10 protein-coding genes are annotated in these 14,753 nt (G+C 64.6%); 3 read left to right on the top strand and 7 right to left on the bottom strand.

The features are described from left to right. Positions 1–415 precede the first annotated feature (415 nt). The 3 genes from HG800_RS00310 (at position 416) to HG800_RS00300 (ending at position 4,114) form a co-directional block, all read left to right on the top strand. Entirely contained in the window at positions 416–1,597 is a 1,182-nt protein-coding gene (locus HG800_RS00310; RefSeq protein ID WP_169972639.1) for an ADP-ribosylglycohydrolase family protein, read from the top strand. Positions 1,598–1,953: 356 nt separating this feature from the next. Continuing rightward, positions 1,954–3,354, top strand: coding sequence for a hypothetical protein (locus HG800_RS00305; RefSeq protein ID WP_169972638.1), 1,401 nt, complete (start codon positions 1,954–1,956; stop codon positions 3,352–3,354). A 235-nt stretch (positions 3,355–3,589) separates the two neighbouring features. After that, complete coding sequence (locus HG800_RS00300) at positions 3,590–4,114, top strand: TPR end-of-group domain-containing protein (protein WP_169972637.1); 525 nt, start codon at positions 3,590–3,592, stop codon at positions 4,112–4,114. A 37-nt stretch (positions 4,115–4,151) separates the two neighbouring features. Here the strand turns inward: HG800_RS00300 and HG800_RS00295 are convergent, their stop codons facing one another. From HG800_RS00295 to HG800_RS00265, 7 genes are all read right to left on the bottom strand, one after another. Next, a complete protein-coding gene (locus HG800_RS00295) occupies positions 4,152–4,793 on the bottom strand; it encodes a hypothetical protein (RefSeq protein ID WP_169972636.1) in 642 nt (213 codons plus the stop codon). A gap of 274 nt (positions 4,794–5,067) precedes the next feature. Continuing rightward, positions 5,068–6,369: a hypothetical protein gene (locus HG800_RS00290; protein ID WP_169972635.1), complete on the bottom strand. Its 1,302-nt coding sequence runs from the start codon at positions 6,367–6,369 to the stop codon at positions 5,068–5,070. A 172-nt stretch (positions 6,370–6,541) separates the two neighbouring features. Continuing rightward, positions 6,542–7,366 carry an Ig domain-containing protein gene (locus HG800_RS00285; protein ID WP_169972634.1) on the bottom strand — a complete coding sequence of 275 codons (825 nt, stop codon included), beginning with the start codon at positions 7,364–7,366 and terminating at the stop codon, positions 6,542–6,544. Between the two features lie 347 nt (positions 7,367–7,713). After that, positions 7,714–9,006: a MotA/TolQ/ExbB proton channel family protein gene (locus HG800_RS00280; protein WP_169972633.1), complete on the bottom strand. Its 1,293-nt coding sequence runs from the start codon at positions 9,004–9,006 to the stop codon at positions 7,714–7,716. A 285-nt stretch (positions 9,007–9,291) separates the two neighbouring features. Beyond that, the gene (locus HG800_RS00275; RefSeq protein ID WP_169972632.1) at positions 9,292–9,717 is read right to left on the bottom strand and encodes a thiol-disulfide oxidoreductase DCC family protein; all 426 of its coding nucleotides are present in this window, start codon (positions 9,715–9,717) and stop codon (positions 9,292–9,294) included. A 124-nt stretch (positions 9,718–9,841) separates the two neighbouring features. Further along, on the bottom strand, positions 9,842–13,348 hold the full coding sequence (locus HG800_RS27850; protein WP_169972631.1) for a protein kinase domain-containing protein: 3,507 nt from the start codon (positions 13,346–13,348) through the stop codon (positions 9,842–9,844). A 747-nt stretch (positions 13,349–14,095) separates the two neighbouring features. Then, positions 14,096–14,665, bottom strand: coding sequence for a sulfotransferase family protein (locus tag HG800_RS00265; protein WP_169972630.1), 570 nt, complete (start codon positions 14,663–14,665; stop codon positions 14,096–14,098). Positions 14,666–14,753: the final 88 nt, after the last annotated feature.

The raw sequence follows: 14,753 nt of genomic DNA, 5'->3' as shown, positions 1-14,753 counted from the left end.
CGGCTCGACCTGGTCCGGAGGGAAGGGAGATCGTCCGTGGTGTGGTTCGTTCGACAACGGTCCGGAACGCTCGGATTGCTCGGACCAGTCGGATCTGATCGGTCGCGACAACGCGGGAGCACTTCGATTCGCTTCCTCGAAACCAGGGCTCACCGTTGCCGTTGGCGCAGACCGATGGAAGGATACACGCCACGAGGCGAGGGCCGCGATCGCGAGGCATGTCATGTCTGAACCGCGAGGCCGTCACGGCTCGGATCCGGGCCGTTCATCGAGCCGGAAGGATCACCACGGGGCGTCGCCCACCGACTCCCAGGACGACCAACCCCCTCAGGTCCCTCCCGGCCAACCCGTTGACCCTCATGCCGATTCGAACCCCGAGACCGCGTCGTCGGGGGATCGCAAGGAGCCAATTCGTATGCCGCTGTCGACCTTTCTGGACCGGGCACGAGGAACCTTGCTCGGCCTGGCCGTCGGCGACGCCCTGGGGGCACCGCTCGAGGGGCTGAGCCCCCAGCAAATTCGCGCCCACTACGGCTCGGTCGTCGATTACGTCGATGGCGCCCGGGCCTGGAAACGCAAACCCTATCGCTGGAGACTCCCGGGTCTCTACACCGACGACACCCAGCAGGCCCTCGCCCTGACAGAAACCCTCATCACCCGAGGTACGGTCGACGCAGACCATCTGGCAACGATCTACCTCGATCTGGCCAACCCCCGCAACGGGCACGCCGGTGCCCACCGCGGCATCGGCCGAAGCTTCCGCCTCGTCCTCGATGAACTCGAACGAGGACGCCCCCCGCTCGAATGCGGGCAGGACTCCGCTGGCATTGGCGCGGCCATGCGGATCGCTCCCGCCGCGATCGCCTTCCTCGACGACCCCGACGGCCTCTTTGACGCCGTCATGACCGCCAGCCTCATGACCCACCGCGACATTCGCAGCCTCTCCGGTGCCGTTGCCGTTGCCTCCGCCGTCCGCCGTCTGCTCACCCTCGAACCCCGATCCGCCAGCCTCCTGTTCCGTGTCGCCGCAGACGTTGCGACCGCTGAAACCCGCATTGCCGAGCAATACGGCCACCTCGTCGATTCGATTGACGAGCACGGACGCAGCCTCTCCCGAGCCATCGCCAACGTCGAATCCTTGCTCGATCTGCCCCGGCCCGAAGCCCTCGCCGTGCTCGTCGAAGAGGCCAACGCTCACGGCGCTCGCCCCGTGTGTAAACGGCCGACGATGGGTTTCCCCCCAGCCTGCATCCCCACCTGCTTCTATCTCTTACTCACCACCGAGTCGCTCGAAGAAGCCCTGATCGACGTGGTCAATCTGGGTGGCGATGCCGACTCAACTGGTGCCATCCTCGGCGCCCTGGCCGGGGCTCATTATGGACTCGACGCCCTTCCCGATCGCTGGCTCGATGGCCTCCGAAATCGCCAAGGGATCGACCTCCGCGCCCAGGCCCTCGCGCTCGGATCGGCTCAGGGGTTGGAGATTCCCGATCTTATTGCCATCGAGCGGCACATGAGCCTCGAAGAATCGAACTACCGCGAACGCCTCCTCGCCGCGAACCAGCGAGGCGGCATGAACATCCGGCCTCCTCGCTGAGACGTTCTCCACCGCCATCGAGCGGTCCAACGGGGACGCCCCTCCCAATTCCAAACGGAACATGTGGAGGGCCGTCCCGTTTCTTCTTGAAGGGTCCATCTCCCCAAACCCACTCCAAGACCCTTCACGTCGCCCCTTTGTCTGCGACGGGAGAACGGGTTACAGTGAAGTTGAGTCGGTCTCCTGGCGGTCGTGAATCGAGATGTTGTGTGAATCTCGCCAGGTGTTGAGTGTCCGATCATCTTGAGTTCAGGGGAGTAGCGTCGGCCATGGTACAACCTCATCAACTCGTTGCAACAATTCTCCGTGACGGCGCTTGCAACCCACGCCGATCCCGAGACAGGAATCGGCGAGCCTTGATGCTGGAGACCCTGGAAGCTCGGACGGTCCTCAGCACCACCGGGAACTTCGCGCTGCTGGGAGCCACCGCTGTCTCTCCCCAAACCATCGAGATCGACTTTCACCACGTTGATCAGCAACTCACCGAGATCTCACTCTCGATCTACCGATCCACCGATTCCCACGTGGATCCAGGGGATCGAGAACTGTTCACAACGGTGCTCACCGTCGCTCCCGGTGCGAACCAATCGGCCCAGATCGCGCTGAACGATCCCCTCGGAATCCTGCCTGAGGCTCCCTACATCCTGGTGGTCGCCAGTGGAGACGCGGACGACTCCGACAACGTGGCCTCGTTCCGCAAGTGGACCATCGGTGCGGTAACGCACGGCTTTGAAGCGAATGGGAGGATGCCCTCCTGGGTGGCCTCCACGGCCAACGCACTCCGCCAGCAAGGTTACGACGCCGCCTTGCCGTTCAACTGGGCTCGCCTGAGCAACCTGCCGCGTCCTGGTATCACCGAGCTGGTCGCCCGGCGTCTGGTACACCAGTTGACCGCGATGACCCACCGGTTGCCCTTGCATGGGTTCCAGTCGCAGGATGTCGTTGATCTCCACCTGATCGGCCATAGTCGCGGATCGGGAGTGATCAACCTTGCCGCTAATGCGCTGCCAAACGGCCGGGGACCGCTTGCCGGAGGACTGATCAAGCTGACGATGCTCGATCCCCATCCGGCCCGCAACACCACCGAGGTGCCTGTATACAGCGCCTCGGCTGGGCCAATCGGCGTGCTCTCCCTGCGGAATTTCCTGGCCTTCCAGCAAGCCGCCAACGACCAGCCCCTCGTGCTCTCCCCTGGCGTCCACCACCTAGAAGTCTTCTCCCAGGCTGGCACCGTGGCCGATCCCAGCCCGTTCCTGGCTCCAGAAGAACGGTTCGTGAATAGCTGGGGAGAGGTCCCCGTCACGATCCTCGCGGGTTCGTCCGTAACCAGTGTCGACTATTACGACCTGACCTCCTCGGTCCCGTCACACTTCGGGATTCCCGTGTTTTATCAGACCGTGGTCGCGCCAACGCTCGGAGCAGCCCTTCCACTCGATCAACTCCAACCTCCCTTGATTGCCTCACCGATGGCCGATCCGCCGCAAGGGGGTGGATTCCTTCCGGGAACCGGGTTCGACTCCGAGCTTCTGGTCCTGCAAAGCTCAGGATTCCCGGCTCCGGTGGCTTCCTCGCTTCTCAGCGAGGTCCAGGTCCTCAATACGGCCATCGAGCAGGGGAACCTCCTGGCGGCTCGCCTTCAATTGCACCAGCTCTTCAGAGGTGTGCATCAGCTTGGCAGGATGGGATTGCCCCAGAATGCGCTCGACTCGTTCCGCCTCCTCTTGAACTCGACGGCTCAACTGATCCGGCGGATTTAGTGCGGTTTCCGTTTGCCTGTGAAGGGTCAGGGAAATGGGGACTGGCTCCGAGTCTTCGAGGTGCCTGTCCCCCATTTCCCGGCGAGCCGCTCCGCTCAATCGAAAACCACACTCAGCGGAAACCGCGCGAGCCACGTCCGTGTCACACCCGACGACTTTCCCGACCTGATCCCCTCGGATACAATGCCTGCCGGAAGGTCCGCGCAGGGTGCCGGCTGGCCGGGAGCGTCGCGTCATGCCCAGGGTGATCCTCGACCCGATTGTCAGACGGCTGCGGGAGGCCGAGGGGTTCCTCGAACTCGGCATGCCCTCGCACGCCCTGGAGGTGCTTCAATCGCGGCCCGACTGGGCAACCATGCAGTTTGAGGCCAGCTACCTGACCGGCGAAGCCTTGCGAGAACTGGGCCGCTACCGAGAAGCCCTCGAACCTCTGGAAACGGCCGCCAGGCTTCGGCCAGAGAACCTGATGGTGGCCGTTGCCCTCGGTTGGTGCTACAAGCGCACGCATCGGCTAGCCCAGGCCATCGACGCCCTGACCCGCGCTCGTCGAGCAAATCCCGACGAGCCCTTGCTTTCCTACAATCTCGCTTGCTACTGGAGCCTCGCCGGCAACCTCGATCGCTGCCTTCAGGAACTGTCCGCCGCGCTGACGTGCCAGCCCTCGCTCCGAGCATTGATCCCCGAGGAATCCGACTTCGATCCGGTCCGGAACCATCCGGCCTTCCGAGGCCTGGCCGAGGATCGCTCGTCCGATCCCTGAACCACGGCGGGCGACCTTTCGAATCGAGCCGGCCGGTTCATCGTGAGACGCGATCGTCTCTTGCCGCTGCACGTTGCGCGACCACCTCGAAGGGTGAGCCGATCATCGCCAGCCATCGCATGCGTTGGTCCTCGCTCAATACGCTCACGGCGTCTCGGTGCATCCGGTGGTGGGCCTGAAGCGGTGCTTCGCCGGGTGCCGGCCCCTGGGTAAGGGTCTCGGCGATCCGGTTCCGCTGGTCCTCGGTCAATTCCAGGCTCGCGGCAATCGTCGACCGGGAAACCAGGGCCGACGCCCCTTGCCATTGCAGGTCGATCTGAGCGAGTCGTGCCTGCTGTTCCTCCGAAAGAGATACTTCGATCCATTGCTGAGCTGCCTCGTCCACCGCGCGCCGAGCCGCCACGGCATCCGGGCCTGAGCGTCCCCGAAGGCTACTCGCCTGGGCCAGAAGCTCGGCAATCGCCTGTTCTACCGCGGTGGCCTGTTCGGCCGTGATGGCCAGCTCGACCTGAACATCCTGCCGACTCAGAAGCAAGACCGGCGAAAGCCGGGCTCCGATCGCCTCGTCTGGAAGCTGCCAGGACGTCGAACCCGATCCAGGACTTCCCCCCGTTCCACTGGCCGAGAGTGCCATCCCCATCGCCACCGCCGCCGCGATTGTGAGCGCTCCGAACCGCATGGGGCCAACTCCGTTTGTAAGTTCCTGATTCAAAGGCAGAAGGAACCGTCCCGTTTGCTTCGTTCTTTGTCTCGTGCTGCCCCTCGATCCCACAGCAATCGGTCGTTCCGGACGGTCAACAGGGAGGCCTCGTTATACGAGGGATCGCCCTGACGGAGAACCCCAGCATTGCCGACACGCTGAAACAACGAAACGCCGAGGAAGCGGGATTGAATGTCCCTGCTCCTCGGCGTTCGCGAATTCCGACACGGCTCAAGATCGCGGAGTCAACCGATCAGCGGCCTCCTCGGCCTCCGCGACCTCCCCGATCACCGCCTCCGAAGCCTCCCCAGGCGCCTCGACCGGCAGACCTCATGTCGAGCGTCGAGAAGTCGAACTTCGCGCCAAGCAGCCGGTTGTACTGCTTGATCTGAGAGGCGCTCAGCACCTTCCCGATTTTCTGCAGGGCTTCTTTCTCGTAGCTCTCACTCTGGGCCTCAAGGGCGTCAAGCTTCGCCTGCGTTTCAGGGTCGATCTGCGGGCGGCCCCGTCGGCGGTCGTTCTCGTCATCACCTTCGGCGTTCTCCGTCCCAGCACCGGGGCGAGCCCCTGCCTGGCCGGCCTGACCTTGTTGTTGACCGCCCCGAGGCGGCTGGCCCTGCTGGCCCGGTTGTCCCGGTTGCCCTGGCTGACCCCCACGACCAGGCTGGAAGATGCCCATGAACAGCTCGCGGCGAGCGTTGTTCGCTTGCTGCTGCTTCATCTCCATTTCCTGCTTGATCATGGCGATCTGCTCGCGCTGGAATGGCAGCAGTTGCAGGGCGTTCTGAACTTCGTCCTCGGTCACGGCCATCGGGCCCTTGGCCTGGAAGATAATCTCTTTCAGACGCTTCTGCTGACCCTTGCTCAACACCCCTGTGATGGCCTGTTCGCTTTGCTGCTGCATCTGCGTCATCATGGTCCGGAAGGCATCTCCCCCCGGAAAACCGCCACCTGGTCCGCCGCCGAAACCACCCGGCCCGCCGCCGAAACCACCCGGCCCGCCACCGAAGCCTCCCGGTCCACCACCGAAACCGCCAGGACCTGCAAAGCCGCCCGGACCCGCCGGCCGACCGCCTCCTGGAACGTTACCTCCGCCTTGTTGTGGGCGGCCTCCCGGCTGGCCCCCCCCTTGATTGCGCATCTGCTCGCGCATCTGGTTGAAGGCGTCCCGACGCGATTCCTGCATCTGGGTATCCACTGCCTTGAGCCGCTCAAGCTGCGCGTCGGAGATCTTCAGCTCCTGACGAACCGGATCTTGCTCCAGAAGCCACATCGGACCGCGCATCTGAACGATCCGGGCGACCATCTCCGGATCCACGGGAGGACGCTGTTGGCCCTCTTCCCCTTCGTCGCCCTGGGGGGGCCTCACCACGCCGGGAATGTTCGGCGTTTCCGTCTCTGCCGGGGCTTCCGGAGTCGTCTCGACCGAAGGTGTCGATCCGCTGGTCCCTCCCAGGTTGCGCCGCACCTGGGCCGAGGCCAAGGGCGCCAACGTCAACCATCCCGCCGCCAGAAACGCCGCCGTCAATGTATACCGTCGGACGATCACTCTCATCCCCGATGTCCTCCGTCTCGTGAGGGAATCGCAATGGCGGGTCCGGCGGCATGCCGGGTCCGAATCGCTTGGATTGACTTCACCCCGGTCGATTCGGGATCGAAGAATCCATCTCATTCTCATTCTAAGCGTTGCGAAGCCACGATTGGACCCAGAAAACTGCAATTCGAACTTATCGAGACGACTGGGGCTGATCCTCCGGGGCAATTGCCACGGCCATTGCCGCCTCGGGGGAGGGACGCTCTTCCCTCATTCCCCGGTGCATCCAGAGCCAGGCGGCCAGCGCGACCACCGCTGAAAGGGTCGCCATTCGCACGATTCCCCGATACAGGGCAAACCGTCTCAATCCCGTTGTTTCCGGAGTCCTCGCCATCGCCTGACGCTGCATTGCGGCAACACCGTTCATGGCGACCAGATGGACCAGGGCCAGCATCAGGAAGCCGAACCCCAACTCTCCCCAGGTCCGCCAGGGCAATCGAGGAAGCCCGAGCGTGGCCTCCAGCGGGGTCGGCAAGGTCAACGGACCATCGGGCTGGTAAATCAGAAGCGAAAGCACACGCCCATCCGACCGACGCCCGTCGCTCACCCGAACACGCACGGAAACCGGGCCCGGCGTGCCCGACTCCGGCGTTCCTCGGATCAGGCCCAGCTCGTCATCGAAGGTCAACCCCTCAGGCATTGGCCCATCGAGCATCCATCGCAAGGGGCCGCTCCCCCCGGTCGCCGCCAGGGCCAGTTCGTAGGGTCGGCCGACAATCGCCTCCGGAAGCCGCTCCGGCGTCACGATCGTCAGCGGTTCTGGCCCCTCCCCGGCCGATCCTGCTGTCACCCCGGTCAAATTCTCAGCCCTGGGGATCAAGGCCATGATCACCATCGAAAGCAACAGGATAAACAACAGCGCGCCGGTCAATTTTGTGACCACCACGGCCACGAACGAATCTTCGCCCGAGCCGCCGAACTCCAGAACCCCGTGACCGCCTCGACGTCCGCGACGCATGGTCGTGCGATCTCCTTCTCGTTCCCAGGTCCGAGGCTCGTTCGACCCATCCAACGACACGCTCGGCCACAACGTAGGGGATCGGTCCCTCCGACCGCGTCCCGTCAGATTCTCGTCACGCAAAGGGGCGGGGTAGGGGGGGACTGCGCCTGCGGGTCTGACGCTCGATCTAAGCTACCACCCGAAGATCGATTGCCCCCCCCACCCTGACCCTTCGCGTGACCTTGATTCCTTCCGACCGGGTGAACCGGTCGATCCTCTCGACCGGCGACACTCCCATTCATGGCCTTTGGTTTCGGCCGATCTTGCCGGAAACTCCAGTCGCTCCGGTGCCGATCGCCCGGCGATCAGGCCGCCTTCGAGGCATCCTGACCGCCACCGATTCCCCCCGCTCGCTCCTCGAACATCTTGCGAACGATGTTCCGGTACAGGGCGTTCCCCTGTTCCATGCTCACGTGCAGAAGGTCGAGCGCTTCCTTCAGGCTCGCCAGAGTTCGGGCCAGTTGCTCCTGCGTCGATCGGCTCGATCGCTCGAACGCCGCCGTCCACTGGTCCGACAGGGATTCGACAGCGATCGTCGCCCGGTCCATCCCCCGCCGAATCGGTTCCAGCTGACCTTCGATCGACGGTTGATCATTCAGCGCGGCCTCAATCCGAGCCATCGCCGCCAGGACCCGCCGAATCGATTCGTTCGCCTCACCGACCGCCCCGAGGTCGTCCCCGAGCCGACCAATCGCCTCGGCCCCCCGCCTCAGGTCTCCCAGGGCTTCCGGCAGGGTGTTGACCGACTCGGCAAACCGATCGACCGACGAACCGAACCCTTCGCCCAGTCGATCCGTCAACGCGGCGATCAACTCCTCCCGCATCCGGTCAAGATGCGGCGCGAGCACCTCTCCCGGCCCCTCCGGTCGGCCCAGGCTCGGCAGGGCATGCTCAACGACCCAGGCATCAACCCTCGCCAGGTGGTCCTCGGCCAATCGATACACCACCGTTTGCACGAACATCAACGCCGCGCTCAGGAACAAGGCGAGCAACGTACTGTCAAAGGCCACCTGCAACGCCGACGTCACCCCCGTCAGGTTCCCGAGGAAGCCGTCCAGTTCTTTGACCATCGGCAAGACAATACTGATATTCCCGAGCGCCTGGCTAATGCCCTCAACCGTGCCGATGAAGCCGATCACCGGCAGCAAGTACAGGATGTACCGCGTCAATGTGAATCGCGCGGCCGTCCGTTCCTGGTCCAGGCCCGAGACCTCTCGGTTCAGCTCCATCAACTGACCGACCGTCGGCGCCGACTGCCCTCGTGCGTGGCCGTCGAGTTGCCGCAAGCGGCTCGGGAGCAATCGCCGATCGGTCGCCGCCACCGCCTCGCCGCCGACGACCCGGTCTAGAAGGGCCGGGGCCTCGGCAAAGGCCCGCTCGTCGCTTCGCAAGCGATTCCATTCTCTGACGAGCATCAGGACGGCCCAGGCATAGATCGCCGTCCCGGCATACTGATGCCAGCCCCGCTCGAACATCAAGGTCGGATTGAAGACCATCAACCCGACCGGGAACGCCAGGGCCACCGCCAGCAGGGCCAGGGCACCGACGTACGACGCCGACGATCCCCCTTGGGCCAGGTCGTTCACTTTGCGGGACATGCAGCATCCCTCCTGTCTGGTCCGCACGCAGTCCAACCGTCGCCGACCCTCCGGGCCGGCCTCACAATCCGTTCCATCGGCCCGAGCGGCCCTTTGACTTCACCCGCTCGGGCGATTCGATTCTCGGCCCAAGCTGAAACGAGGCCCCTCCGGCCCGAGCCGGCGACCATCCCTCACCCCAGGCCAGCTTCCGGGCGATCGTTTGTCCATCCCCCTTCGATCCCGCTGGACGGGCCACCTTCGCGTCCCGACCGATCGCGGGTCAGGTCGGTGCCCCAGTTGCGGTCAGGGCAAGAGCCGCGCCCGCTCTTCCGGCGAGGGCAAGCGGCATGCCTCGGCCGCGCCGAACCAGCGATAGCGCCGGACCGCGACCTGATCGTAGCCCCAATCCCGTAGCGGACGGGGGATGATCAGCCCGAGTCTCCCCAGCAACGGCCACGGCCATCGGAGCCGACGCAGCACCCGCAAGGCCGCTCCCGATCGGTCGTAAAGCCGAGCGCCCTCCAGCAGCAAGACCGTCGAGAGGTCCGGCCTCCCCTCATCCGGGCATCGCTCGCGGAACGTCTCCCCTTGAAGCGGCGCAAGGAACACGCGACCCCGCGTGTCCTGATCGAGCACGAACTGCACGAACCGATTGCACAGACCGCATTCCCCGTCGTAAAAAACGATCGGCTCCTGAACCTCGACCCGCGATTCCGAGCAAGCGGCCATGTGACCCTCGATCTCGATGCCTCCTCAATCCACGATCGGTGCGCGATCCCCCGATCGGATCGGACCTCGTCGTAATTCTTGCACGCCCGTCAACCGGATGCGAAGCGAAGCTTGCGGAATCGGATCATTCCGGCCCGTCCGCTTTCCCTTCCGCTTTCTCCCGCAACCGCGTCACATCCCGCCAGAGCTGCTCGAACCCCTGTCGCTCCGACTCCGAGAACCGTTGCAAGGCGTCGGCATCTCGAATCGACTCCAGATCCGGGTCGATCTGCCAATACTCCAGCGTCTCAACGATCTCCCTCGCCTGATCCTCATCCGCCTCATCGGCCAGCGACGACCACCGCTCCAGTTCCTCCCGAAGCCAGCCAAACGCTTTCGACCGGAGTGCGGCGCGTTCGTCCGGGGCTTCCGGAGCATCGACTCCCTGCCCATCGGCCGCAAGGGCCGCAGCACAGGAGGCGTTGTAGGCATACTGCTCTTCTCGGGAATCGGCCACCGCGGGGTCCAGTTCCATCCCTTCTCCCCAAAGTCGAGCCGCCGCGGCGAATCGATCGGTCTCGTACGCATGATCGGCCAGGGCGAGGCGGACGTCGTTGTCCTCGGGTTCCTGTCCCTCCAACACCGCAGCAAGCAGGGCCTCCAGCAGCGGGAACATCGGGTCGCTCACCTGAAGCTCCTCTAGAAGCCGCTCGGCCTGCGCAACCAACGCGTCGTCGCCAAGTTCCTCCGCCACGTCCAGCAAGCCCAGGCACGAAAGGATCTGGAACTCTCGCAGGTCCGCGTCCTCCGGGTCCGATTCAATCGCCTTTGCTTGGCATTCGATCGCCCGGAGCAGCCGGTCTCGGGCGTCGGCGAATTTGCCCTCATCCACATCGAGCAGCGCCAGGTCGTCGAGGACACTGCCGAGCCTTCGCTGAAACCGGGTGACCTCTGGAGCTTCCCTCACGAGCCGCTCCTCGACCTCGATCGCCCGCTCATAAGCCCGCCGCGCCCCGGACGGGTCGCCGAGGTCTTCGAGCAATCGTCCCAGCCTTGTAAGACTCTCCCCGAGAAGCGCCTGGAGATCGACGAGCGACGGGAAGTCACTCACCAGCTCGGCCCGAATCGCCACGGCTGCCTCATACTCCCGACGCGCTCCCACCAACTCCCTCCGATCGGCCCGAAGCTGTCCGAGGTTGAAGTGAGAACTCGCCAGGCCGATCCGGAACTGGGTGACGGTCGGGTTGTCTTCGACCAGCGACGCGTGGATCTCCTGCGACCCTTCAAACGCCTCCAGCGCCTCGTCCAGGTTCCTCCGGTTGGCCAGCACCCTCCCTAGGTTGAGCAGACTGTTTGCCAGGGCGTTCCGAAGCTCGATGGACGACGGGTCTGACTCCAAGAGAGCCGTGTGAATGGCCACGGCGGCCTCGAACTCCCGACGGGCTCCGTCCGGATCCCCCATCATCTCCAGCACATTCCCGAAATTACTGTGGCTTCTCGCCAGCCCGTTGCGGAACGAGGGGACAGTCGGATCGGCCTCCACCACTGCCGTCTGATGTGCGACCGCGTCCTCGAACGCCTCCCGAGCCGACTCCAGGTCGCCCCGGTCCGCCAGCACGATTCCCCGATTATTCTCCGTGTCGCCAAGGCTGTTCCGATACTCGGCAACCGAGGGAGATTCCGTCATCAACCTCGTCTGGATCGCCGCCGCCTCATCAAGCTCCCGAAGCGCACCGTCCAGATCCCCGACCCGATGCAAGAGCACCCCGAGGTTACTGTGGCGGCCCGCGAGGTCTTTCTGGGCGTCGTTCATTTCTGGATGATCGGCCGCAAGCTGCTTCCAGAGGACCAGGGCCTCCCTCATCACCGTGATCGCGTCGTGCGGGTCGCCGATCTGATTGGTCATCTCACTCAGCTCATACGCCGCGATGGCCAGCCGCTCCAGCGCCTCGGGCCGAGTGTCGCCGTCGGCCTGGAGCTGGTCGCGCAGCTCCTTGAAGAACGCCAGGGGCTCCTGGAGTAAGGTCTTGCGCAGCTCGTCCAGCTCGGGAGAGTTCTTCAGGATCGGGTTCTCGGCCACCGCGTCGCGGAATCGCTTCACGGCGTCGATCGCCCGCTGCTCGCGATCCTCGGCGCGGCCGCGCTGTCGCTCGAGTTCCCGGTTCGTTTCGACCAGCTCCAGATTCTTCTCCGCCAGCGCGGCTCGCCCTCGCGTCTGGACCACCGCGACGGCAGAAAGCCCGATCAGGCCCACCAGCACCGCCGCCGCCGCCCCGGTCAAGGCCGAGCGATGCCGAGACAGCCATCGGGCCAGGCTTCGGGTCCAGGGCTCCGGATACGCCTCCACCCGTTCATCGGCTAGCCAGCGGTCGAGGTCATCGGCCAGCGCTCGGGCCGACTCGTAACGCTCGATCGGCTCCCGCGCCATCGCCTTCAGGCAAATCGCCTCCAGCGCCGGATCAATCGCCAGGTCGATCGTCCTCGGACGCGGAACCAATCCCTGCCGGACCCGTTCCAAGACCTCGGCCAGGTCGGTCCCTTCAATTGGTGCCCGACCCGTCAACAGGGCATACAACGTGGCCCCGAGGCTATAGACATCCGACGCCGGGCCGAGCGCCTCCAGATCGCCCCTCGCCTGCTCCGGACTCATGTACGCCGGCGTCCCGATCGCCGATCCCGGCAAGGTTTCGGCCGAGCCACTGGCCGAGCTAGGGATCAACGGGCGTTCCTCAGTTGCTTCGATCCCCTCAACCTTTCCCTGCGCCTTGGCCAGGCCCCAGTCGACCACCAACGTCTCGCCATGCTTGCCCACGATCACGTTGCCCGGCTTGATGTCCCGGTGCAAGACACCGCGCGCGTGAGCATATTCGATCGCGTTGCAGATGTCGGTGAACCGCCTCAGCAGCTTCCGCAATTCCAGCGATCGGCGGCCGGGATCGGTGTTCAACGACCGATCCGCATGGAAGCGCGCGATCGCATCCTTCAGTGAGTCTCCCCGGATGAACCGCATCGCGTAGTACGGCCGTCCATCCTCGAAGGCCCCCAGAGCGTAGACCGGCACGATCCCCGGATGCTCCAAGCCTCCCGTGATCTCGGCCTCGATCAAGAACCGCTGCCGACTGGATGGGTCGTCGGCGTGATGGTCGAGAATCTGCTTCAACGCGACTTCGCGGTTCAGTTCCCCATCCACCGCCACGAAGACCGCTCCAAGCCCCCCCCTCGCGTGCGGCCGAAGCACCCGAAACCGAAGCCCCTCCGCCGTGCTCGACCCGATCGTAACGCCCGTGTTCCCCGCGTGGCTGACGGTGGCCTCCGGATCACTCGATGCCACGGGCACATGGTCGATCGTGGCGTTCAGGTCCGGGTCGTTCAATTCCCGGAGCCGATCGCGCGTCGAGCCGCCCACCCGCATCGCCGCCAGGCTCGCGGTCGCGTCTCCGTCGTGCTGCTTCAGAAGCCGCTCGACGAGCGCCTCGATCGCCGCCCGGCCCTCGGCGTCGATCGCCCCGAGTTCAACCAGATGCTCGGCCAGACTCCTCGTGGAATCCTCGCACCACTTCCGAACGGCCCCGATCAGTTGATCCTGGTCGATCAGACCATTCTGCAAGGCGAGCAGACCAAACAGCAGATTCCGGTCAGCATCACCGGTCATCTCGGCATCTCCCGGTCGTTGACATGCCCGAGCCTCTCCGGCTGCTCCGTCGCAGCCGAGCCGGCCCCTTGATGGGTGCCTGATGTGCCCGGATTCTCCGCGCAGTTCCGGTCAGGAACAACCCCTCAAGGGTAGGTCGCCAACCCCGTTTGGGGCTCCTGGCCTTGTGGCTCGGGTCGACCCCAGGCGTCATCACGAGGCAATCGTGCTCGACCGGTCCGATTCAAAAGTGACTACGCCCGTCTTATTTCCCGATCATTTCAGTGTCCCTCACCCCCATGCGCCTCCCTTTCGATCGGGATTCTCTCCGTGAATGACCGTCGTCTGTCACAGTCCTGGATTCTCGGCACCTTCCGCAATCGGCCGCGTCGCGTGCCTCGATGCGCTGCTTCCCACAACCCGAATCCTCAATTCCCGCCGGCCGAAGCAACAACGCCCCATTGCCGAAACAAACTGAAGCCCAACCAAGCAACCTATTTCTCGCAAGAAGGTTACGCCGATGCCCCTCGCTCCACACGAGCGCACCGAAGGCGCACCGAGCCGCGCACCAGGGAGCGCACCCGAGCGGTCCTCCCCCCTCGCGGCGTCCCGTACCAAACAAACCCATTTGCCAGAATAGCAGCGCATCGGGGCTAGCCACCCGCAACCAAACAAAGCCACTTGCCAGAATGGCGGTCGAACGAGGGGGCACTCGCTGAGCCGAACAAAGCCACTTGCCATTCTGGCAGTCGGCAACCCTGGTTCGTCTCAGCCTCGGTTGCGATAAAGATCCGGCTCGACGACCGCCACCATCTTCGCTTCGTTGAGGATGCCGCCGAGAAACTGGTTGATCTGGCTCGCCAAAGGAACGGGGTTCGAGACCATCTGGTTGTAGTCGACCTCCAGGATGGCCAGGTGAGGCTGCTGGGCCGCCCAGGCGTCGAACTTGGCCAGTTGCGACTGGAACAAGGCAGCCATCTTCTCGTCGGAGATGCCGCCGTCGTCCCGGCCCAGCCGGGCGAGCATCTTCTTCTGAGAGGCAAGCACCTCAGGCATGCTCCGCCTCATGAACAGGACCCGGTAGTGGCGGTCGCCCGGCAGGTCGTAGAGGAGCTGGTAGACCATCTTCACCGCCTTGCCGTGGGCCGCGTCGAGCCACGAGGGGTCATCCTTGGTCTTCTTGGCCGGCTCGAACTCGTAGTAGCCCCTCGGGTTATCAACGTCTGCCTCTCGGATGGCGTCGGTGACGACCGGCATGCCGCCGGCTTCGAGCATCCGCATCATCATCGACGTGCCGGAGCGGGGCAATCCCGAGACAATCGTCACGAACGGGTTCATCGCGTGCCATCCTCCTTGGCTTGCATCTCAACCTCGGCCCGGCGCTGCTGCGGAAGTCGTCTCCGGGCGATGGGTTTCAGTGTGGCCT

It is taken from the genome of Tautonia rosea, assembly GCF_012958305.1.
In the GTDB taxonomy this organism is placed as follows: Bacteria; Planctomycetota; Planctomycetia; order Isosphaerales; family Isosphaeraceae; genus Tautonia; species Tautonia rosea.
This window is presented reverse-complemented; position numbering and strand designations above follow the sequence as displayed.